18 protein-coding genes are annotated in these 20,797 nt (G+C 64.0%); 12 read left to right on the forward strand and 6 right to left on the reverse strand.

Going from position 1 to position 20,797, the window contains the following annotated elements; all coding sequences use genetic code 11:
• Nucleotides 1-111 precede the first annotated feature (111 nt).
• Complete coding sequence (gene fabF, locus CIC07_RS07480; protein WP_076358553.1) at nucleotides 112-1,326, reverse strand: beta-ketoacyl-ACP synthase II; 1,215 nt, start codon at nucleotides 1,324-1,326, stop codon at nucleotides 112-114.
• A gap of 238 nt (nucleotides 1,327-1,564) precedes the next feature.
• Between fabF and CIC07_RS07485 the strand changes: the two genes are divergently transcribed.
• The 5 genes from CIC07_RS07485 (at nucleotide 1,565) to CIC07_RS07505 (ending at nucleotide 5,802) form a co-directional block, all read left to right on the forward strand.
• Complete coding sequence (locus CIC07_RS07485) at nucleotides 1,565-2,461, forward strand: helix-turn-helix transcriptional regulator (protein ID WP_076358408.1); 897 nt, start codon at nucleotides 1,565-1,567, stop codon at nucleotides 2,459-2,461.
• Nucleotides 2,462-2,593: 132 nt separating this feature from the next.
• A complete protein-coding gene (locus CIC07_RS07490) occupies nucleotides 2,594-3,787 on the forward strand; it encodes a 5-oxoprolinase subunit C family protein (RefSeq protein WP_234993002.1) in 1,194 nt (397 codons plus the stop codon).
• A 29-nt stretch (nucleotides 3,788-3,816) separates the two neighbouring features.
• Complete coding sequence (locus tag CIC07_RS07495) at nucleotides 3,817-4,380, forward strand: MOSC domain-containing protein (RefSeq protein ID WP_076358407.1); 564 nt, start codon at nucleotides 3,817-3,819, stop codon at nucleotides 4,378-4,380.
• 125 nt (nucleotides 4,381-4,505) lie between these two features.
• On the forward strand, nucleotides 4,506-5,324 hold the full coding sequence (locus CIC07_RS07500) for a LamB/YcsF family protein (protein WP_076358406.1): 819 nt from the start codon (nucleotides 4,506-4,508) through the stop codon (nucleotides 5,322-5,324).
• Nucleotides 5,314-5,802, forward strand: a complete 489-nt coding sequence (locus tag CIC07_RS07505; RefSeq protein ID WP_076358405.1) for a gamma-glutamylcyclotransferase family protein — start codon at nucleotides 5,314-5,316, stop codon at nucleotides 5,800-5,802. Before CIC07_RS07500 ends, CIC07_RS07505 begins: the two co-directional genes overlap by 11 nt.
• 49 nt (nucleotides 5,803-5,851) lie before the next feature.
• On the opposite strand, the gene CIC07_RS07510 is transcribed toward CIC07_RS07505, so the two are convergent.
• Nucleotides 5,852-6,010, reverse strand: a complete 159-nt coding sequence (locus tag CIC07_RS07510) for a hypothetical protein (protein ID WP_157742050.1) — start codon at nucleotides 6,008-6,010, stop codon at nucleotides 5,852-5,854.
• A gap of 98 nt (nucleotides 6,011-6,108) precedes the next feature.
• Nucleotides 6,109-6,600: a competence protein ComJ gene (gene comJ, locus CIC07_RS07515; protein ID WP_076358404.1), complete on the reverse strand. Its 492-nt coding sequence runs from the start codon at nucleotides 6,598-6,600 to the stop codon at nucleotides 6,109-6,111.
• 201 nt (nucleotides 6,601-6,801) lie between these two features.
• On the opposite strand from comJ, the gene CIC07_RS07520 reads away from it, so the two are divergent.
• The 4 genes from CIC07_RS07520 (at nucleotide 6,802) to CIC07_RS07535 (ending at nucleotide 10,954) form a co-directional block, all read left to right on the forward strand.
• Nucleotides 6,802-8,478 (forward strand): copper resistance CopC/CopD family protein, encoded by a 1,677-nt coding sequence (locus tag CIC07_RS07520; protein WP_234993003.1) that lies wholly within the window; start codon nucleotides 6,802-6,804, stop codon nucleotides 8,476-8,478.
• Between the two features lie 19 nt (nucleotides 8,479-8,497).
• On the forward strand, nucleotides 8,498-9,364 hold the full coding sequence (locus CIC07_RS07525) for a sensor histidine kinase (RefSeq protein ID WP_076358402.1): 867 nt from the start codon (nucleotides 8,498-8,500) through the stop codon (nucleotides 9,362-9,364).
• Nucleotides 9,365-9,409: 45 nt separating this feature from the next.
• Nucleotides 9,410-10,147: a response regulator gene (locus tag CIC07_RS07530; protein ID WP_076358401.1), complete on the forward strand. Its 738-nt coding sequence runs from the start codon at nucleotides 9,410-9,412 to the stop codon at nucleotides 10,145-10,147.
• 120 nt (nucleotides 10,148-10,267) lie between these two features.
• Nucleotides 10,268-10,954, forward strand: a complete 687-nt coding sequence (locus CIC07_RS07535; protein ID WP_234993004.1) for a YcnI family copper-binding membrane protein — start codon at nucleotides 10,268-10,270, stop codon at nucleotides 10,952-10,954.
• A gap of 124 nt (nucleotides 10,955-11,078) precedes the next feature.
• Here CIC07_RS07535 and mraY read toward each other — a convergent pair whose 3' ends face one another.
• Nucleotides 11,079-12,029 (reverse strand): phospho-N-acetylmuramoyl-pentapeptide-transferase, encoded by a 951-nt coding sequence (mraY, locus tag CIC07_RS07540; RefSeq protein ID WP_076358400.1) that lies wholly within the window; start codon nucleotides 12,027-12,029, stop codon nucleotides 11,079-11,081.
• Between the two features lie 736 nt (nucleotides 12,030-12,765).
• On the opposite strand from mraY, the gene pheS reads away from it, so the two are divergent.
• From pheS to zapA, 3 genes are all read left to right on the forward strand, one after another.
• Entirely contained in the window at nucleotides 12,766-13,800 is a 1,035-nt protein-coding gene (gene pheS / locus CIC07_RS07545) for a phenylalanine--tRNA ligase subunit alpha (protein ID WP_076358399.1), read from the forward strand.
• A 13-nt stretch (nucleotides 13,801-13,813) separates the two neighbouring features.
• The gene (pheT, locus tag CIC07_RS07550; protein WP_076358398.1) at nucleotides 13,814-16,255 is read left to right on the forward strand and encodes a phenylalanine--tRNA ligase subunit beta; all 2,442 of its coding nucleotides are present in this window, start codon (nucleotides 13,814-13,816) and stop codon (nucleotides 16,253-16,255) included.
• A 374-nt stretch (nucleotides 16,256-16,629) separates the two neighbouring features.
• A complete protein-coding gene (gene zapA, locus CIC07_RS07555; protein WP_076358397.1) occupies nucleotides 16,630-19,680 on the forward strand; it encodes a cell division protein ZapA in 3,051 nt (1,016 codons plus the stop codon).
• Between the two features lie 149 nt (nucleotides 19,681-19,829).
• Here the strand turns inward: zapA and CIC07_RS07560 are convergent, their stop codons facing one another.
• Together CIC07_RS07560 and CIC07_RS07565 are read right to left on the reverse strand one after the other, a co-directional pair.
• Entirely contained in the window at nucleotides 19,830-20,213 is a 384-nt protein-coding gene (locus tag CIC07_RS07560) for a cupredoxin domain-containing protein (RefSeq protein ID WP_076358396.1), read from the reverse strand.
• A gap of 151 nt (nucleotides 20,214-20,364) precedes the next feature.
• The gene (locus CIC07_RS07565) at nucleotides 20,365-20,724 is read right to left on the reverse strand and encodes a phage holin family protein (RefSeq protein ID WP_076358395.1); all 360 of its coding nucleotides are present in this window, start codon (nucleotides 20,722-20,724) and stop codon (nucleotides 20,365-20,367) included.
• Nucleotides 20,725-20,797: the final 73 nt, after the last annotated feature.

Genomic DNA, 20,797 nt, shown 5'->3' on the forward strand with positions numbered 1-20,797 from the left:
TGCTGTGCTTATGACGGTGTAATGCTCACAGAAGCGGGGGCAGCCCTGGACCGGCGGATTGCGATGGCTCAGACCCGCGTCCCAGGCTTGCGGCCGATATCGGACAAGCGGTTACTCCTCGTAACGGGACAGGGCGATGACCGCATTATGTCCGCCGAAGCCGAAGGAATTGGACAGTCCGGCATGAAGCTCCGCCTTGCGGGCATGCAGAGGCACATAGTCGAGATCGCATTGGGGATCGGGGCGGGTCCGGTTCGCGGTGGGCGTGATGAGGCCTTGGCGCAGCATCTGGACCAGGGCGATGGCCTCGACGCCGCCTGCCGCTCCGAGCATATGCCCGGTCATCGATTTGTTGGCCGTGACGGGAATCCGGTAAGCATCGTCTCCGAAGACGCTCTTGATGGCCGCGGTCTCGGACAGATCGCCGACGCCGGTGCCGGTGGCATGGGCGCTGATGACGCCGACATCCCCAGGCGCCAGGCCGGCTTCGGCCATGGCCAGCCTCATCGCGGCGGCGGCTCCGCGGCCGGCGGGCTCCGTAGCCACGATGTGATAGGCATCGGAGGTGGCTCCGTATCCGATGACCTCGGCCAGCGGCTCCGCTCCGCGCGCCAACGCATGCTCCAGCGGCTCCAAGACGACGATGCCGGCTCCTTCGGCCATGACGAAGCCGGTGCGGAGCGCGTCGAAGGGGCGGCTGGCCGCGGCCGGATTCCCTTCAGGAGAGGCGAGGGCAGTCGCGTTGCCGAAGCTGGCGAGCGCGACGGGCGTCAGCGCCGCTTCGGCGCCGCCGGCAAGCACGATGTCCGCTCCGCCGTAGCGGATCAGACGGAAGGCCTCGCCGATCGCCGTATTGCCGATCGAGCAGGCGGTTACGGGAGCGAGCGACGGGCCGAGCGTCCCGTAGCGGATGCTGATCATGGCCGCAGCCATATTGGCGATCATCATCGGAACGAGCGTCGGGCTGACGCGGCCGGGACCTCTCTCCCCCAGGATGCGGGCCTGCTCGATCAGCGTGCCGATGCCGCCGATGCCCGAGCCGACGTATACCCCTGCCCGCTCCGATGACAGCTGCTCCGCCGACAGGCCTGCCTGGTTGACCGCTTCTTCGGCTGCGGCTATGGCGAACTGGACGAACCGGTCCATTTTCCGGGCTTCCTTGCGGCCGAAGCGGGCTTCGCCGTCCCAATCCGGGATGATTCCGGCAATGGCATCGCGTCCCGTCTCAGACGGGAATGCATCGATACGGCGAATGCCGGAGCTTCCGGCGGCCAAGCCTTCCCAGAGCGCCGGCACGCTGCAGCCGAGCGGGCTCACCGCTCCCATGCCGGTAATGACGACGCGGCGGCCCAGCGCCGTACCGCGCTGATTCTCCGAGGCTCGGGATGGCGATTCGGCAACACCCTGTTGACGGTTTTCGGTTGTAGCTGGCTTCATGTGAAATTCCTCCTCGGCTGTGCTTGACATGAAGTTTGGCATAGCTGTTATCCTAGTACAAGTTGTCGTTTATACTAGAATAAACAGTACCCGGATAAGACGCTTGGATGGCGAAAGGAGATCGCATATGAACCGGAAAGCAAGGCTGGAGGCCTTATCGGCTTTTTTGAAATCGCGGCGGATGGCGGTCTCGCCCGAGGCGGCAGGACTTCCGGCAGGCGGCCGCAGGCGCACGCCTGGATTGAGAAGGGAAGAGGTGGCCCAATTGGCGGATGTCAGCGCGACCTGGTACACCTGGCTCGAGCAAGGTCGCGATATCCGCGTGTCGGCTTCGGTGCTGGATGCGGTCGCCAAGGCGCTGCGCCTGAATGCCGACGAACGGCGGTATCTGGCGGCGCTGGCGATGGAGGGAGCGGCGGAGGGCGAAGAGCTGGCTCCCGAATCCCGTCCGCAGGAGCTGTCGCCTCCGCTGCGGCTGATCGCGGACCAGCTCGTCAGCTGCCCGGCTGTCTTTTCGGACCGGAGATGCCGGATCGTCGGCTGGAACGAAGCCGCCTCCAAAGTATTTCTCGATTTCGGCATCATCCCGCCCGGCGAGAGGAACATGATCCAGCTGCTGTTCACCCGTCCGGAGCTGCAGCGGCTCGCCGTCAACTGGGATGAATTCGTGCGCGGATACTTGGCTATCTTCCGTTCCTACTACGGGCAGTACGCGGATGACGACTGGTATGAGGGCTTCATTCGCGAAATGGAGGCCAGGCATCCCCGGTTCGGGGAGCTGTGGGAGGAGGGCCGGGTCAGCACCGCGCCGGAGGTCATCCTGGAATTCCGGCATGCCAAGGCCGGACGGATGCAGTTCCAGCTGACGAGCCTGCGCGTTCAAGGCGAGCAGGATCTCCGCTGCAGCATTTATACGCCGGCTCCGGATACGGGGGCGGACCGCAAGATGGCCCGGCTGATGGAGGCGGGCAGGGACATGGCGAGCGGGGGGACGGGACGGCCTGCCTCCGATGGAGAGGCATGATCGCTGCCGGGAGTGGCGCAGCTTCCGGAACAGCAGACCGGGAACGGGCTGCGGGCAGCCGCACAGGCGATCGGCCGCAGCCTTGGATAGCTTATCCGAAGGAGCTGAGCTACACTGGAAAGGAGGAAACGATTGCCATCAAAGACTGCAGGTCGCAGGGAAGCGATAAGCTGTCCGCTGACGCAGCCGCCTGGTCCGCCGAGCGCGGAGCGGATGCCGGCGAACGGGACAGCCGGCGGAGCTTCCGGGGCCGGGGCTGCCATGGCGGTCGAACAATCGCGGGAGGTGGGGGCTGTGCGGACGGAGCTTGAAATCGTCAAGGCGGGCATGCTGCTCGAAGTCCAGGATCGGGGAAGGCCGGGCTGGCGTTCTCAGGGAGTGCCGGCTGGAGGCGCGATGGATGGCTGGTCGCTGCAGGTCGCCAATCTGCTGGCCGGCAACCGGAGGGATGCCGCGGCGCTCGAGATGACGATGTCGGGACCTTCTCTCCGGGCAGGCAAGGACGGCCTGCTCTGCGCTCTTGCCGGCGCCGGGATGGAGGCCGTCGTGGACGGCGTACCGCTGCCGCCGTGGCGAACCGTCTATGTTATGCCCGGGCGGCTCCTGGAGATCGGCCGGGCGTCCCGCGGCTGCCGCGCCTATCTCGCCGTCGCCGGAGGCATCGCCGAGCCGCCGGTGCTCGGCAGCCGGAGCGCCGATGCGCGCGCCGGCATCGGCCGCCGGCTTGGCGCCGGCGACGCCCTTGCTTGCGGGGCGATGCCGCCGCAAGCGGCCGCCTGGGCGGCTGCGCTGGCGCGCCGCGCCGCCGCCGCAGGCTCCGCCGGCGGAGCTCCGCTCGCCGCGGCGCCATGGTTCGCGCGCCCGCTGCCGGGCGCGGCGGCCGCCTCCGGCACCGTGCTGCGCGCGGTGCCGGGCTCCGCATACGGGCAGCTCACGGAGGCTGCCCGCGCGCGGCTGTGGCGGGAGCGCTTCCGCGCAGCTCCCGCCAGCGACCGGATGGGCGTCCGCTTGCAGCCGGAAGCCCATCCGGTCGAGCTGATCCGCCATGCGGAGATCCGCTCGCATGGCGTCACGCCCGGCGCGGTGCAGCTGCCGCCCGGAGGCGCGCCGGTCGTTCTCGGCGCCGGCTGCGGCACGACCGGCGGTTACCCGGTCATCCTGCATGTCGCCTCGGCGGACCTGCCCTTGCTGGCCCAGCTCCGTCCCGGCGACAGCGTATCCTTCTCCGAGATCGGGCTGGAGGAGGCGCAGCTGCTGGATCTCGGCCAGGAGCTGGAGTTGGCTGTGCTGGACCATGCTCTCCGGCTCAAAACCCTTTCCCGATAATTACAAGCGAAAGAAGGCTATGACCGAACATGTCCTCTACCAGAACTAACAGCCGCACAGCCCGGGTTGTCGGCTTATATACCGCAGATGCGCCGAATTCGTTCGTCTCCCGACCTCTCGCCGAAGCCGAGCTGGAATTCGGAGGCATCCGCGGCGACCGCCACTTTGGCCTGACGGCCAAGGCGGATGCCCGCCAGCCGATGTACCCGAGGGGCACCGAGATATTGAACCGCCGCCAGATCAGCCTGTTGTCCGCTGAGGAAATGGAGGCTGTGCGCGCCGATATGGCGGTAGAGGCGCTGGAGCCGGAATGGATCGGCGCCAATCTCATGCTTGCCGGCTTGCCGGAGCTTACGAAGCTGCCTCCAGGCACGCGCCTTCTGTTTCCAAGCGGAGCCGGTCTCGTATGTCAAGGGGAGAACCATCCCTGCATGCAGGCAGGCAAGGAAGTCCAGAACCACGTCGCGCCAAGGGAAAGGCTGCCGCAAAGCTTCGTCAAGGCGGCTGCCGGACGGCGGGGAATCGTCTGCTCCGTCGAACGTCCCGGACGGGTATGCCACGGCGACGAAATCCGGATTCTGGATCCTATCTGACAAGCTCCGCCTCGCCCTTCGCCGCGAGATGCGCCATGACGGCCGCTGTCATGATGGCCGTATAGGCGGCTGATGGAGATCGAGCGGCAATCGTTGGAATCATATTCGTTCGGGGAGGTTTGGCCATGGCAAGCATCGATCTCAACGCCGATCTGGGCGAAGGCTACGGAGCCTGGTCGTTCGGGCAGGACGAAGCCCTGATGCGCAGCATTACGAGCGCCAACATCGCCTGCGGATGGCATGCGGGAGATCCCGCCACGATGCGGGCTTCCGTCCTCGGCTGCCTGAAAGCCGGCGTCGCCATCGGGGCGCATCCGGGCCTGCCGGACCGGCTCGGCTTCGGACGCCGGGAAATGGCGCTGAGCCCGGATGAAATCTACGACGGAGTCTTGTACCAGCTCGGGGCGTTGGAGGCGTTTGTCCGCGCAAGCGGCGGACGGCTGCGCCACATGAAGCCTCACGGGGCGCTGTACCATATGTGCAATCAAAGCGAAGCGGCCGCCGAAGCCGTCGCGCGGGCGGCTGCGGATCTCCGCTGCGGCCTGGCCGTGTTCGCGCAGGCGGGAAGCCGGCTGCTCGAGGCGGCAGCCGGACATGGCTTGCCGGCAATCGCCGAAGCTTTTGCCGACCGCGCCTATACCGCATCCGGCAAGCTGGCCGAGCGCTCGCTGCCTGGAGCGGTGCTGCATGATCCGGATGCCGTGCTCGCGCAGGCTCTGCGGATCGCTTCCCGCGGCGAAGCCGGAACGCTGGAAGGAACGGTGCTGTCTCTATCCGCTGCCACGCTATGCCTGCACGGGGACCGTCCCGGAGCCGCCGAAGCGGCGCAGCTGCTGCGCCGGGGGCTGGAGGAAGCCGGCGTGCGCGTTGCGGCTCCGGATATCGGCGAGATCGCTGGAGACGTCCTTCCTGGCGGGGGGACGGGATATCTCCATGAAGGATGAGGCCTGGCTGTTCGTCTACGGGACTCTGCAGCCGGGGATGTCCAATTACGGGGTCATCCAGACATGGGTACGGGAAGCGGAGATGGGCCGGATAAGAGGCTTCCTGGTCGATGCGGGCGCAGGGCTGTACCCGGCTCTGGCCATGGACAAGGCAGGCAGGCCTGACATTCAGGCGGTCTTCCCGGCAGCTGCGGCCGCCCGTCCTGACAGCAAGCCCGTCTTCCCTGAAGCCTCGGCCAACGGCTGCATCGCGGAAAGCGACTCCGCATCCGGCTGGTGGCTGCGGATCGGCATCGGCGGCCTTGCCGAAACCGACAGGCTGGAAGAGTACTTCGGACCGGAGGAAAGCAACGACTACGAGCGGATCTGGACGGCCGATCTCGATGTTCCTTCCAGGCAAGGCTGGGTATATGTCTGGCCGACCAGACGAGGCTGCCCGCCGATCGGAAGCAGCAAATGGCCGCCTTCACCGGATTGACGGGGAAAGCGGCCTTTTTGGCCTTGCAGCGTTTTCGCTGGCAGGGGCTTTATCGGTCTTCTTCAGACGTTTCCGGCTGAAAAGCGATGAGCGTGACGGGAACGCCCCGCTGCCGGGTAAGCTGCCGCTCCAGTTCCCGGATCTGCTGCACGGCATCATCCGACCCGCTCAGATCGGCGAACCGGTAAGGCTCGAACGGCTGCTGCATGATATCCACCTCCATAGGTAGCGTGGTCTGCCCGGCGCAGCGTTATGCATGAAGGCCTTCGACTGTCCATTTTACATTCCGGCTTTCTACAGTCCGCTTTACATTCCGGCCAGCACGAGCGGGGAAGGGGGATCCAGCTCCTCATCCCGGACGAGGATCGCCGCCTTGCCTTCATATCCGGGATACAAGGCGAAAATATAGGTCCATGGCTGGTCCGCCGCATCGCCGTCGGCGCCCGGCATAGCATTGAAGACGAGTCCGCAGCTGCCGGGCGGAACGTCTGCCTCGACCGTGTCCGACAGGATGCTGGCAATGCTCAGTTTCCCGTCTGCGGGCACCTCGAAAGGAACCAATATGGACCGCGCGGCGCCCGCGGCGGCTCCAGGCTCGCCTTCCTCGACCGCTACCGCCACGATGCAGCGGGAATCCTCCATCGCTTCGAAGCTTGAGATGCTTTTGTTTTTCCAGGCAAAGCCCTGCTCGACTTCTTCATCCGTCCAATCCGGGAACGGTTCCTTGGTCCCTGACGGATAGACGCATAGCTGAGAATAGGAGACGACGATTTCCTTCGATCGGGCAACGATGTTCATGCACGCAGCACCTTCCTTTTCATCCGTATCCCTACGCATTCGCTGCGAGCCGTCGTTCGTCCTGCTTGATGCCGTGCTGCTTCCACGCTTGAAAAGAGCTTCCAGCCCGAGTGTTGGACAACGTTCACACTTCCGCTTGGTCAGTCCGGCCTCCTTCTTGTAAACTAAAGCTGACATACGGAAAGGACGTGTTCAGGCATCATGCATGTAAATTCTGATCTTCGGCCGTCGCGGCGGCGCCCGCAGCCGATCCATATGAGCTTCCGCTGCCTGATGGCGCTGGCGGCGGCCGCGGCGATCTGGCTCAGCCTGCTGCCCGGCCTCGCCTCGGCGCACGCCTCGCTGCAGGAGGCGTCTCCGGCCGCCGGCACCCGCGTGGAGGAGGCTCCGTCCGAAGTGAAGCTCGTCTTCAACGAGAGGATCGAGGAGGCGGTAGGAGCGCTCCAGGTGCTGGACGGCAAGTCGGCCAGCGTCACATCCGGCAAGGCCGTCCTCAGCAGCGATCACCGGGCGCTCACGCTCGCGCTGCCGAAGCTGGACGAGGGCGTCTACACCGTTTCTTACCGGATCATATCCGAGGACGGCCATCCGGTGGGGGGCTCTTACGTATTCGTAGTGGGAAATCCTCCCGCAGCCAAGGACGCCTCGGCCTTCGATCTGCACGCGCAGCTCGGCCATGCCGGGCATGAAGCGGAAGGGGCGCTCACGACCTCTGCCTTGCTGCTCTATGCGGTGAGGTTCCTCTATTACGCCGCCTTGATGTTCGCGGCGGGAACGGCGATCTGGTTCCTCCTGTACCGGCCTCTTGCAGGGTTGGCCGATCCGCTGCGCTCCCGGCTGGAGAGGCTGCCGGGCCAAGGGCTGATGCTGGCTGGGCTGCTCTATGTGTTCATGGAATCGACGCAGCTGATGGAAGGCCAGGCCGGATCCGAATGGATCAAGCTGTTCACCCGGACATCGGTCGGCATCACATGGCTGTCTCTGCTCGTCCTGGCGGCTGCCGGACTGATGGTGCCGGCCCGCCTGGCGAAGACGCGGGCTCTATTGGCGCTGCTGCTGCTCGCCCAGGAGGCGTGGAGCGGGCATGCGGCCGCGCTGGAGCCGAAGGCGGTCAATCTGGCACTCGATTATGTCCATCTGGCCGGCGCCGCATTGTGGGCTGGCGGTCTCATGCTGCTGCTGTCGCTGTGGGCGGGAGACCGCAAGGAAGCCGGGCGCTTCGCCGCCAGCTTCACGAGAGCGGCCTGGATCAGCATCGCGGTGCTGACTCTTTCCGGCATCGCCATGACGCTGCTGTGGCTGACGGATCTCTCCTATCTGTTCATCACGCCATGGGGAATCATGCTGCTCGTCAAGACCGGCCTCGTCGTGCTCGTCGCCGTCACGGGAGCCTTCATCCGCCGCCGGATGAAGCGTTCCGGCTTCCCGTCCGGAGCCATGCTCAAAGCCGACGGCATCCTCATGAGCCTGATCTTGATCGTCGTCGGCGCCTTCACGTATCTGAGCCCGCTGCCCGCCAACGAGCCGGTGGCTTGGCATCAGATGGGCAGCGCCCTCCACGTGTCGATCCGCATCGCACCGAACGTGCCGGGAGACAATGAATTCACGACGAGGGTGTGGATGTTCAACAAGCTCGGAGCGCCCAAGTCGGTGAAGCTGCGGCTGATCTCCGAGGACAAGCCTGACTTGGGCCCGATCGAGGTGCCGGTGGAGCCGTTCAAGGATGACGAGATCAGCTCGTTTGACGGATATACGAAGTTCGCATACAAGGTGAAAGGCCCTTATCTTCCGTTCGCCGGGAAATGGACGGCCGAGGTCAGGGTGCTGGATTCCAACGACGACGAGCATGTCGAGCGGACCAGCTTCCGCAATTATTGACGGAGGGCGGAATGGACGGATGAAGGCTGTTACGATCAAGCGCCTGATCCTATGGACGCCGACTGTGGTCACGGCCGCATGGGAATACTCCAGGCATACGTTCCTGCTTCCCTATTTGTCCATGGATACCGGCAATCTGATCAGTCCGGTGCTTGTTTTTCTCGTCACGGTCACTCTACTGTACCGGCTCTTCGAGATGCTGGAAAATGCCCAGGAGCAGCTGAGGCGGGAGCAGGCGGTCAAAGCCGCCTTTCAGGAGCGGGATCAGCTGGCGCGCGAGCTTCATGACGGCATCTCCCAGTCGCTGTTCCTGCTGTCGGTCAAGCTGGACCGGCTCGAGCGGTCGGCCGGCGCAGGGGATGTGAAGGAGGCGACCGACGAGATCCGCCGCACGGTGCGGCATGTCTATGACGACGTGAGGGAATCGATCGCCAATCTGCGCAGCGCGCCCGAGCCCGAGGAGATTCCGTGGCTGAAGTCGCTGAAGGATGCGGCTTCGGAGCTGGAAGCGTCCGGCACCCGCGTCGCGATCGACTGGCGCATCCCCGATGTCCAGCTGACGAGCCGGGAAAAGGTGGAGCTGCTCGCGATCATCCGCGAGGCGCTGATGAACGTGCGCAAGCACGCTTCGGCTTCGCTTGTGGAAGTGAGCGGGCGCACGGAAGGGGCGGGCGGATTCCGCTGCCGCATCGTGGACGACGGGGACGGAGCCGCTCCAGGCGCCGCCGAAGCCAAGGACCGGTACGGCGTGCGCATGATGAAGGACCGGGCTGCCGGCGCGGGCTGGACCTTCCGCTTCGCCAGTCCGGCGGATTGCCGGGACGGCGGAGGGACGGCCGTAGAGGTGGCGCGGATGCCGTCTGCGGCGAAGGAAGCTGATGACTGAGCGGATTCCAGGCCCGATGGCCGGAATCGGAAAGGAAGTGTCCATATGGAAGAGCTTCATAGCGAGGAAGAGATTCAAGGCGCAGGAGCGGACCGGTGCAGGGTGCTGCTGGTCGACGATCATCCGCATGGACGCGAAGGCATGCGGATCATCCTTTCGGAGGATGGCTACTTTCAGATCGCGGGAGAAGCATCCGGCGGCGAAGAAGCGGTGCGGCTCGCCGGAGAGCTTGAGCCCGATCTGATCCTGATGGATATCCGGATGCCGGATCTCGGAGGACTGGAAGCCACCTCGCGGATCAAGGCGGCGCAGCCCGGAATCAAGATCGTCATGGTGACTGTATCGGATGATATTGCCGATCTGTTCGAGGCGATCAAGCGCGGGGCTCAAGGATATTTGCTCAAAAACCTTTCTCCATCGGCTTGGCTGGATTATTTGCGGGCCGTGTCGCTGGATCAGGCGCCGATGAGCAGGGAGCTCGCCACCCGCATCCTGCATGAATTCCTGCCTGCCGGCGGCGGATCGCCAGCCCCGTCCGCCTATCGGGCCAAGCCGGCCAAGCGGGCGGCGTCCTCGTCCCTCACTCCGCTCACCGAGCGGGAAAAAGGAATTCTGGAGCGGGTAGCGCATGGCGAGTCCAACAAAGAAATCGGGGCGGTGCTCGGCATTTCGGAGCATACGGTGAAAAACCATCTCAAAAATATTTTGCAGAAGCTGCATCTGGACAACCGGGTCCAGCTGACAAGGTACGCCTTCGAGCAGGGAATGATGGACCGGGGCTGAACGTTCGGAGGATGTTCACATTCTTTTGCGGCTGGTAGCCCTTTGGAGTCATGTCCTTTCCCAGGAGCAGGATTATACTTTGAAGCAGAGTTATTCAGACCATAAGGAATGGGCGGGTGCATGATGAGAGCAAAAGGCATGAAAAAGCTGTTCCCTGCGGCGGGAGCCGCGATCCTGATGATGCTCCTGATGAGCAGCATCGCGAGCGCGCATGTGACGGTATGGCCGAAGGCGACGACACAGGGCTCCTACGAGGTATTCACGGTCCGCGTGCCGAGCGAGAAGGCGGATGTCACGACGACGGCGGTCAAGGTCCGCGTTCCGGACGGGGTGGAAGTATCCCGCACGCAGCCGCTTCCGGGCTGGAAGACGACGCTCGGGACGACGGCGGACGGCAGGATCGAGTCCATCACCTGGACGGCGGATGAAGGAAAAGGCCTTACGCAGCAGGAGTTCAATGAATTCAAGGTTTCGGGCAAAGTCGCCGCCGATGCGAAGGAGCTGAACTGGAAGGCTTACCAGACGTACAGCGACAGCAGCGTCGTGGAGTGGGTCGGAGCAGCCGACTCGGAATATCCCGCTTCCGTCACCACGGTAGCTGCGGGAACCGGCGAAGGCGACGGCCATGGCCACGGCGCCGCGGCAGGCACAGAGCCTGCGGCTTCGCCGGCGCCGGCCGACGCCGACCATGCGGCTGCTCCGGCCGAGAAGGACAGCAGCTTGCCGCTCTACCTCTCGATCGCCGCTCTCGTTCTCGGCGCGGTTGCGGTCATTGCCGCCTTTGCACGCCGGGGCTCGAAAGGGTAAGAGCCGGAATCGGGCATCGCCGCTTGCGGCTGTGCCCGATGGCCAGACTCAGAAAACCGCGGGCCGGATTTCCATCCGGCCCGCGGTTTTTTCGCTTCATTTTTCCAGTTGCAATAAAGGGAGCCTATAGAACGAATTTCCACAGCAGCCAGCCGGCCAGAGCCGACAGCCAGGAGATCAAGCCGAACACGATGACGATCCGGTTCTCGCTCCAGCCGTATTTCAGGCTGAAGTGGTAGTGGATCGGGGTCATGCGGAACAGCCGGAGCCTGGTGCGCTTGTAATACCATACCTGCAGGATGACGGAGAGCTGCTCGGCCAGGTAGACCGAGAACAGGAGCGGAATGAGGATTTCGACTTTTTCGAGGACGGCCAGAAACGACAGCGAGCCGCCGATCGCGAGCGATCCCGTATCCCCCATGAACGCTCTGGCCGGGTGGATGTTGTAGAGAAGCAGCCCGAGCAGGCAGGCGATCATGATGAGGGAGAAAGCCTGGACTTCCGGCCGATCGGATATGGCGAAGAAGAAAAAATACGTCGGGATCGCGGCATTGATCAGCAGACCGTCCAGTCCGTCCGTAAAATTGATCGCGTTGGCCGATCCCACGATGAAGAGCAGCATGACGGCGATATATGCGGCAGCGGGCAAATGCAGGGCGAAGCCTTGGAACAGCGAGATCTCGCTTGTCTGGGAAAAATAACGGAACAGGACAAACAGCAGCAGCCCGGCGAAAGCGAATTGCAGCGCGAGCTTGGCGCGGCCGGAAATGCCTCCGGGATCCTGGTAAGCCGCCTTGCGGTAATCGTCCATGAAGCCGATGGAGCTGAACAGCAGGAAGGTCGAGCAGAGGAACAGCATCAGCGGCGTCGCCTTGAACTGCATGGACATGACGATGCCGATGAGCAGGATGAGGCCTGCCATCAGCGGAGTCCCGCGCTTGACCTGATGATCCGGGGGCAGCTCCGCCCGGATCGGCTGCGTGAGCTTCAGGCTCTGCAGCATCCAGATGAGGAGCGGAGAGCCTGCCGCGACCAGCAGGAACGACAATCCCGAAACTCCAAGCATTCCATTCATTCTCCGCACGCTCTTTCATCCGGCGAACGTTTCGCCTTTATGATCAACCTCCGGCTGGCTGGACAACTATTCCTATGTATGCCGCCACGGCGGGGGATATGCCCGCAATCCCTGTTCTTGACGCTCTGCCGCCGCCGCTTGTTGCACGGACTGCGCCCATATTTCCTTCTTTATAGAGGGGATGTCGCGAAAACGGCGGCAAGCAACAAGGAGATGCCGGCCTCGACGAAAGCGGCGCCGCTGGAGGAGAGCCCGCCAGCGGACGGAGGTCGCGAGCCGCGTTCCAGCCGCCATCCTGAGCGGAGGAAGCGGGAGCCCCGGTTGCAACAGGGGCTGAACCCGGATATAATGGGACATAATTGTCTTAATCAACCACAATGCAATGATGGAGACCAGTAAGCCAGGCCTGATCCACAGGGAGGGAACGCCGCAGATTGAGAGCGTCCCCGGGTTGTCAGCTTGGCCGAATTCACTCCGGAGCGGAGCTCTGAACGCACGGCTACGGCCGCGCCTGTAGGAGGCTACGGTCAGCCGGCCGTTATCCGGCAAGAGCAGCCGGGCGCATGACGCGCCGGGGCGGCATGGCTTGTATCCTCGGATAGGGTGGCCATTTCGTCCAGCAGGCTGGAATCAGGGTGGTACCACGGTCCTTTCGTCCCTTTGCGGAGAGAGGGCCTTTTTGTATTGTTCTCAGTAGTGTTTTTACGAGGAGTTTAATCAGGGAGGCATGTGAGCCATGAAGGAACGGTTGGAGGCGCTGCGCGCCGAAGCTCTGCAGGAGCTGGAGAAGGTAGCCGGCCCGCAGGAGCTGGGAGATCTCAGAATCAAGTATTTGGGCAAAAAAGGCGCGCTGACGGAAATTCTGCGCGGGATGGGCGCGCTGAGCGCCGAGGAGCGTCCGGTCATCGGCGAGCTCGCGAACAATGTGCGCGGCGCGATCGAGGCGGTGCTGGAAGAGAAGGGCGCCGCTTACCGCCGCGCCGAGACGGATGCTCGGCTGCGCACGGAGACGATCGACGTATCGCTGCCGGGCAGCCCGCTGCCGACGGGAGCGATCCATCCGCTCGTGAAGGTGCAGCAGGAGATCGAGGACATTTTCATCGGCCTCGGTTATTCCATCGCGGAAGGGCCCGAAGTGGAAACCGACTACTACAACTTCGAGGCGCTCAACCTGCCGAAAAACCATCCGGCGCGCGATATGCAGGACTCTTTCTACGTGACCGAAGACATTCTGATGCGCACGCAGACATCCCCTGTGCAGATCCGCGCGATGAAGGCCAGCGGCGGCAAGACTCCGCTCAAGGTCATCTGCCCGGGCAAGGTGTACCGCCGCGACGACGACGACGCGACGCACAGCTTCCAGTTCAACCAGGTCGAAGGCCTCGTCGTCGCCAAAGGCATCCGCATGAGCGATCTGAAGGGAACGCTGCTCCAGTTCGTGCAGGAGATGTTCGGCCGCCAGGCCCGCATCCGTCTGCGCCCGAGCTTCTTCCCGTTCACCGAGCCGAGCGCCGAGGTCGACGTCACCTGCTCGCAGTGCGGCGGCAGCGGCTGCCGGATGTGCAAGCAGACGGGCTGGCTCGAGATTCTCGGCTGCGGCATGGTGCATCCGAAGGTGCTTGAAGCCGGCGGCTACGATCCGGAGGAAGTCAGCGGCTTCGCTTTCGGCATGGGCATCGAGCGCATCGCGCTGCTGAAGTACGGCATTGACGACATCCGTCATTTCTATACCAATGATCTGCGCTTCCTGAGCCAGTTCGCGAGAATGTAAGGGGGAACGAGCGATGAAAGTATCTACGAGCTGGCTGAAGGATTACGTCGACCTCAGCGGCATCACGCCGCAGGAGCTCGCCGAGAAGATGACGGGCGGCGGCATCGAGATCGATGCGGTCGAACCGATGGACCAAGGCGTGGCCGGCGTCGTCGTCGGTTATATCAAGGAAAAGACGAAACATCCCGATGCCGACAAGCTGAATGTATGCAAGGTCGACGTCGGCACCGGCGAGGATCTGCAGATCGTCTGCGGCGCCTCGAATGTCGACGCCGGCCAGCATGTGCCGGTCGCTACGGTCGGAGCCAAGCTCCCGGGCGGATTGAACATCAAGCGGGCGAAGCTGCGCGGAGTCGAATCGCAGGGCATGATCTGCTCCGCCCGCGAGCTCGGCCTGAACGACAAGCTGCTGCCCAAGGAGCTGCAGGAAGGCATTCTCGTGCTGCCGGAGCTGGAGCTGGGCCGCCCGATCGGCGAAGTTCTCGGCCTCGACACGCATGTGCTTGAGCTTGACCTGACGCCCAACCGCTCCGATGCGCTGAGCATGCTCGGCGTCGCCTACGAGGTCGGCGCGCTGACCGGCCGTCCGGTCAAGCTGCCTGAGCAGGATGTCTTCGCCGCGGCTGAGAAAGCCGCCGACCATCTGTCCGTCAGCGTCGAGGCTGCGGAGCTGTGCTCCCACTACAGCGCGCGCTATATCAAGGGCATCAAGGTCGCTCCGTCTCCGCTCTGGCTGCAGAACCGCCTCATGGCGGCCGGCGTGCGGCCGATCAACAACATCGTCGACGTGACGAACTACGTCATGCTGGAATACGGCCAGCCGCTGCATGCCTTCGACGCGGACCAAGTGGCGGGCGGCAGCATCGTCGTGCGTCTGGCCCGCGAAGGAGAGTCGCTGGAAACGCTGGACGGCCAGCAGCGGACGCTGCAGCCCCATATGCTCGTCATCGCGGACCGCGACAAGCCGGTCGCGCTTGCCGGCGTCATGGGCGGCGCGAACTCCGAAGTGACGGACGATACGGTCAACATCGTGCTGGAATCGGCGAAGTTCGACGGCTCGACGGTGCGCCGCACATCCCGACAGCTCGGCCTGCGCTCCGAATCCAGCCTGCGCTTCGAGAAGGAAGTGGATCCGGCCCGAGTCGTCCCGGCGCTTGACCGGGCGGCGTCGCTGATCGCCCGCCTCGGCCAGGGACTCGTAACGGACGGCATCGTGCAGGAAGTTTCCAAGGCTGCGGAGCCGGCTGTCATAACGGTCGGCCTGGAGCGGATCAACACCTACCTCGGGACGGAGCTGGCGAAGCTGGAAATCCAGACGATCTTCGGCCGCCTCGGCTTCGGCTCCGAAATTTCGGCGGACGGCTCCGCCGTCAAGGTGGAAGTGCCGACCCGCCGCGGCGATATTTCCCGCGATGTGGACCTGATCGAGGAAGTGGCGCGCCTGTACGGCTACGACAACATTCCGACGACGCCGATCCACGGCGACACGACGCCGGGCGCATTGACGGCTTCCCAGGCGATCCGCCGCGAGCTGCGGCGCCGGCTATCCGATGCAGGACTGAGCGAGGTGATCAACTATTCGTTCACATCCCCGTCCCGCACGGAGCTGTTCCCTGCGCTTGGAGGGGGCTCGCGTCCGATCCGGCTGGCGATGCCGATGAGCGAGGAGCGGAGCGTCCTGCGCACCTCGCTGCTGCCTCAGCTGCTGGAGACGGCGACATACAACCGGAACCGCAAAAACCCGGATCTCGCCGTATTCGAAATCGGCACGGTATTCCATACCGACGAAGAGGCGCTGACGACTCTTCCTCACGAGAAGCACCGTCTGGCCGTGCTGCTTACAGGAGCCCTGCGCGGAGCTTCCTGGAACCGCAAAGCGGAAAAGGTCGGCTTCTACGATGCTAAAGGCGTGCTGGAAGCGGTATTCGCCGCGCTCGGCCTGAGCGGTTCCGTCACCTACGAGGCGGACGCTCCGGAGCATCTGCATCCGGGCCGGACAGCTGCCGTCAAGCTGCATACCGAACTCGGCGAGCAGACGATCGGATACGTCGGCCAGCTTCATCCGGAAGCCCAGCAGGCGGAGGATCTGGACGACACCTTCGTCGCCGAGATCGATCTCGACGTTCTGTACGACGCCGCGGACCGCTCCATCGTCTACCGCACGCTGCCGAGGTATCCGGCCGCGGAGCGCGACATCGCCGTCACGGTAGATGCGGGCGTGGCTGCGGCAGCTCTCACGGCGGCCGTGAAGGAAGCGGCCGGCGAGCTGCTTGAGTCCGTACGTGTCTTCGATGTCTATACGGGCGAGAAGCTCGGCGCCGGACGCAAGAGCGTCGCGCTGTCGCTCGTCTACCGCCATCCGGAGCGCACGATGACGGACGAAGAGATCGCCGGCCTTCATGCCAAGGCCGTCGCCGAATTGGAACAATCTTTCTCCGCTGAATTGCGGAAATAGGCAGGAAACGCGTAAAGCCGCATCGAAGTAGTCCCCAAAGAGGACTGCGGATGCGGTTTTTCCTTTTGAGTGCCGGATTCCGAAGCCTTTTGGGGCGTTTGCTCGTCGTAAGGAAATAGGTTTTTTTCGATAGGGATATATGCATTCGGCAATCGCTACATAACGAGCAGCACGGAACGGCTCGCCACCTGAATGACAGGAACCACATGAACACATCAACATGCGAACCATCGCCCGTCACCGGGCCTTAATATAGAGGCTTGCACCGATGCCCGGCACCGCCGAAGACAGGAATCGCCTGTTCCTCGGGAGCGCTTTCGCCGCCGCTGGCAGACATCGGGAGCACAGCCGTACAACAACGGGAGGATACCGCCTTGAAGGAAGCCGATCGCTTGAAAGTAACGGTGGATATATACGGACATCAATACAAACTCACAGGCCACTCCAGCATCGACTATATCCGCCGGGTGGCGGCTCTCGTCGACGAGAACATGCATAAGCTGGCGAAAGGCTATCCGAGACTCGACATGCCGAGGCTGGCTGTGCTGGCGGCGGTGCATATGGCGGAGGACGTGTTCCGGCTGCGCAGCGACAGCGACCTGCTGAAGGAAGAGCAGAGCCTGCGCAAGACGCTTGTCGGAGAGCTCGAGAAAGCCCAGGCTTCGGTCGAGGGCATGCAGGAGGAGATGAAGCGGCGCGAGGAGGAGTCCAGGGCACGCCTCGATCAGCTGCTGAGCGAACGGGAACAAGCCGAGCGGGCCATGCGCAGCGAAGCGGAGGAAAGGCTTGGAGCGGTACAGGCCGCCGTAAAGGAAGAGACGCTGCGCCTGGAACGCGAAGGCTCCGAAGCCGCCGCTCGGCTAGAGGAGCGTTGGCTGGCTGAGCGCGAGGAGCTCGTAAGGGCGCATCGCGGCGAGATCGAGGAGCGCGAGCGGCAGCATGAGAGCGAGCGCGGCGCATCGGCCCGCTTGCTGGAGTCGGAGCGCAAGGAATGGGAGCGGATGTACGAGGAGTCCCAGGAGCGCGAGGAAGCTCACGCTGCGGCGCTGGAGCAGTCGGCGAGCCGGTATGCGGCGGAAAGCTCGGCGCTGAAGGATGCCTTGGAGCGCGAGCGCAAGCTTCTTCAGACGCAGCTTGAGGAGTCCAGGCGAGAGCTTGAGGAGCTGCTGGAGGGCGAGCGGGCAGCGGCTGCGGCACGCTTCGAGGAGCAGCGCTGCGAGCTCGACGAGGCTCACGCGGCACAGATCGAGGAGCGGGAGGCCAGGTTCGCCTCCGAGATGAAGAACCTCGAAAGCTCCTTGCAGCAGAAAGTCGCGGAGCTGCAGGAGCTGTACGACCGCGAGGCGGATGCCCGCGCCGTGGAGCGCGCCGAGCTTGAACAGCTCTATGAAGCGGAGTGCCGCGAGCGCGAGCAGGAGAGGGAAGCTTTGCTGCAGCAGCATCAGGAGGAGCTTGCTGCCCGCGAGAAGCTGTATCGCGAGCAGGTGAGCGCTCTGGAGGAGAAGCTGCTCGCCGAGCGCAAGGGCAAGGAAAGCGAGCTGGAGCAGCTGCGCGCTCGTCTGAGAGCGGAGATGGAAGGCGCGCTTGCCGGCCGGGAGGCCGATTGGCGCAGCGAGGCTGCGAAGCTGGAGGAGCGCCATGAGGCGCTTCTCGCAGAAGCGGCGGCCGCAGCGGAAGCGGCTATGGAGGAACGCGAGGCGAAGCTGCGGCTGGAGCTTGAGAGCCGGCAAAGCGAGGCGGCAGCCGCTGCCGAGGCGGCGCATCGCGAGCGCGAGGAGCAATTGCGCAAGCGGCATGATAGCGAGCTTGGCGAGGCGGCGGCTGCGGCGCAAGCGGCCTTGCTGGCGCGCGAGGCGGAGCTGCGCAAGCAGCAGGAGAGCGAGCTTGGCGAGGCGGCGGCTGCGGCGCAAGCGGCCTTGCTGGCGCGCGAGGCGGAGCTGCGCAAGCAGCAGGAGAGCGAGCTTGGCGAGGCGGCGGCTGCGGCGCAAGCGGCCTTGCTGGCGCGCGAGGCGGAGCTGCGCAAGCGGCATGAGAGCGAGCTTGGCGAGGCTGCGGCTGCGGCGCAAGCGGCGTTGCAGGAGCGCGAGGCAGAGCTGCGCAAGCAGCAGGAGAGCGAGCTTTCCGAGGCGCTGGCCGCTGCCGAGGCTTTGCTGCAGGAGGCGGAGCAGTCCCGGATCGACGCTGAAGCGCGTCTGCGCGAGCGGACGGCCTCTCTCGAGGCCGAGCTGGAACGTCTGCGTCTGGCGTCTTCGGCCGAGCGGGAAGCTGCGGCAAGCGAGCTCAGGGAGTCGCTGGAGCGTGCGGCGCGGGAAATCGAGCATGTGAAGGAAGCCGCAGAGCGCAGGGAGCTGGAGCGCTCGAAGGACGCCGAGGCGGAGCTGGAGCGTGCGAGAGCAGAAGCGGCAGCCGAGACGGAGCGGATCCGCGAGGAGCTGAGGCTGTCGGCCGCTGCTGCGGAAGCGAAGCTTGCCGCGGCGGAAGCGGCAGCCGCGCGTGCGGGAGAAGAGGCCGTCAAGGCGGAAGCCAAGGCCGCGAAGCTGGAGGAGAGCAATTCCCGAAACCGCGACCAATGGCAGTCTGAGCTCAAGAAGCTGGAGGATGCCCATCAAGGGGAGCTTCTTCGCAGCGCAGACGGCTGGGCGGAGGAGCGGAGCGAGCTGGAAAAGCGGCTTGGCGAGGCGGCGGCCTCCAATGCCGCGCTGCAGGAGGAGTGGAGCAAGCGGATAAGCGACGCCGAGGAGCATCTCTACTCCGTGCTGGAGCAGGAGGAGGCGCGCGGCCGTCTGCTCGAGGCGTCGCAAGCGCAGCTTCGCGGCACCCAGCAGGATCTGGATCTCGCCCGCGGTCGGCTGGAGGAGCTGCAAGCCAAGCTGGCCGCTGCCGAAGATCGCCTTGCGCAAGTCGAGCAAGGCCATCAGGGCCGCGTAAGCGGATTGCTGGAGGAGCTCCGGAGCGCCCAAGCGCGCGCCGAATCCCTGGAGCGGCAGGCCGCGGAACGGTCGGCCCAGGCGGAAGCGGAGCGGGAGGCTTCCGAGCGGGCAGCCGGGGAGCGTATGCTCCAGCTGGAGGAGAAGCTGCGGGAGCTGAAGCAGCTTGCGGCTCAGCGCGAAGATCAGCTTAGACAGCTGGCGGAGGAGCAGGAGGAGCAATCCGGCACGGAAGCCGAGCTGCGGCGGGAGATGGAGCGTGCCCGCCAGGAGGCTGCGGCATCGGGATCGGCCCTTGAGCGGCTGGAGAGCGTCCTGCAGGAGCTGGAAGCGGAGCGTTCGGACAATCGCGACGGCATCAGCCATCTCCATACGGAGAACGAGCGGCTGGCCGAATCCCATGAACGGCTTAAGATCGAGCATGAAAAGCTCCGCAGCGAATATTCCAAGCTGCAGACAGAGTACAACGAATGGATCGAGCTGATCGAACAGAGCTGACAGGCTCTGCGGCGTCCGAGCTCGTCACCGCAGCTCAAAAAAACCGTCTCCTTGCCGCTTGCGGCAGCCGAGACGGTTTTTTTTGCATGCCGGCACAATTCAAGCCGGCTGCGTAAACAGGGAACGATGCCCCCTTGATGAGCGGAATCCTACTGGACCTTGAGAACCGCGCGCATTTTTTCATGGCCGGGTCCGCATGGGATGCTGCAGACAATTTCATATTCGCCGGCATCGTTGATGGTGTAAACCTTCGATTGTCCTGCTTTCAAGGCAATATCCGTGTTGGCGACCTTGATGCCGTGGATGCCGTCGGTTTCGACCTTGATCCGTACCGGCTCGCCTTTTTTCACTTCGTATGTCTGCTGGTCGAACTTGTAATTGGTGGCTTTGACGACGACCTCCTGGGAGGCCGGAGCCGAATCCTCCGTCGTGGAGGCGGAATTGCTGGCGCCGGAGCCGCATGCGGTGAGCGCAACGAGAAGTACGGCCATGGCGGCCGCGAGCGGCAGCTTTCTTCCCCATTTATGCAACATGACTGTGTTTGTCCCCTTTCGGATTGTCTTCTATCTATCATAACGAATTTGGATATGGGATGAAACGAGTATGCCGGACAGGGTTTGAACAAAAAATGACATATGTAGAGGCACGAAAGGAGCGGTTGCCGGCTCCGTTCCGTGCCTGCGGTCAATGATGCTCTTTCTTGCTGCGGCCGGCATCGAAAGGCGTCGGAATGAAGAGATCGATGATCCCGATGACGAGCGCGGCCAGAATGGCGCCGAGCCAGGTCACGGTTACTCCTCCGACGATGAATTGGGCCAGCCAGATGACGACGACGCTCGCGATGAAGCCGACGATGCCGCGTCCGAAAGGGGTCACTCTTTTGCCGAAGATGCCTTCGACGACCCATCCAAGCAGAGCGATGACCAGAGCCAGCATCAACGCGCTCCAGAATCCACCTACGGCAAACTGGGGAACGATGTAACCCACCAGCATCAGAACGATGGCCGCGACGATGAAACGAACGACATGTCCTAAAAAGCTCATGCGGGTACCTCCTTAGTGAATTGAAGTTTGAACTCAGCCTTCGCTCCTAGTGTGGATGTTTTCGGGCTATTTC

This window comes from Paenibacillus sp. RUD330, from assembly GCF_002243345.2.
Lineage (GTDB): Bacteria > Bacillota > Bacilli > Paenibacillales > Paenibacillaceae > Paenibacillus_O.

Excerpts from the sequence above, each read along its gene's own strand:
- mraY (WP_076358400.1), bottom strand. The coding sequence starts at position 12,029 with ATGAATGGAATGCTTGGAGTTTCGGGATTGTCGTTCCTGCTGGTCGCG.
- CIC07_RS07505 (WP_076358405.1), top strand. The coding sequence starts at position 5,314 with ATGAAGGATGAGGCCTGGCTGTTCGTCTACGGGACTCTGCAGCCGGGG.
- CIC07_RS07535 (WP_234993004.1), top strand. The coding sequence starts at position 10,268 with ATGATGAGAGCAAAAGGCATGAAAAAGCTGTTCCCTGCGGCGGGAGCC.
- CIC07_RS07510 (WP_157742050.1), bottom strand. The coding sequence starts at position 6,010 with ATGCAGCAGCCGTTCGAGCCTTACCGGTTCGCCGATCTGAGCGGGTCG.
- CIC07_RS07525 (WP_076358402.1), top strand. The coding sequence starts at position 8,498 with ATGAAGGCTGTTACGATCAAGCGCCTGATCCTATGGACGCCGACTGTG.
- pheT (WP_076358398.1), top strand. The coding sequence starts at position 13,814 with ATGAAAGTATCTACGAGCTGGCTGAAGGATTACGTCGACCTCAGCGGC.
- CIC07_RS07520 (WP_234993003.1), top strand. The coding sequence starts at position 6,802 with ATGCATGTAAATTCTGATCTTCGGCCGTCGCGGCGGCGCCCGCAGCCG.
- CIC07_RS07485 (WP_076358408.1), top strand. The coding sequence starts at position 1,565 with ATGAACCGGAAAGCAAGGCTGGAGGCCTTATCGGCTTTTTTGAAATCG.
- CIC07_RS07500 (WP_076358406.1), top strand. The coding sequence starts at position 4,506 with ATGGCAAGCATCGATCTCAACGCCGATCTGGGCGAAGGCTACGGAGCC.
- CIC07_RS07530 (WP_076358401.1), top strand. The coding sequence starts at position 9,410 with ATGGAAGAGCTTCATAGCGAGGAAGAGATTCAAGGCGCAGGAGCGGAC.
- CIC07_RS07495 (WP_076358407.1), top strand. The coding sequence starts at position 3,817 with ATGTCCTCTACCAGAACTAACAGCCGCACAGCCCGGGTTGTCGGCTTA.
- CIC07_RS07565 (WP_076358395.1), bottom strand. The coding sequence starts at position 20,724 with ATGAGCTTTTTAGGACATGTCGTTCGTTTCATCGTCGCGGCCATCGTT.
- fabF (WP_076358553.1), bottom strand. The coding sequence starts at position 1,326 with ATGGGAGCGGTGAGCCCGCTCGGCTGCAGCGTGCCGGCGCTCTGGGAA.
- CIC07_RS07560 (WP_076358396.1), bottom strand. The coding sequence starts at position 20,213 with ATGTTGCATAAATGGGGAAGAAAGCTGCCGCTCGCGGCCGCCATGGCC.
- pheS (WP_076358399.1), top strand. The coding sequence starts at position 12,766 with ATGAAGGAACGGTTGGAGGCGCTGCGCGCCGAAGCTCTGCAGGAGCTG.
- comJ (WP_076358404.1), bottom strand. The coding sequence starts at position 6,600 with ATGAACATCGTTGCCCGATCGAAGGAAATCGTCGTCTCCTATTCTCAG.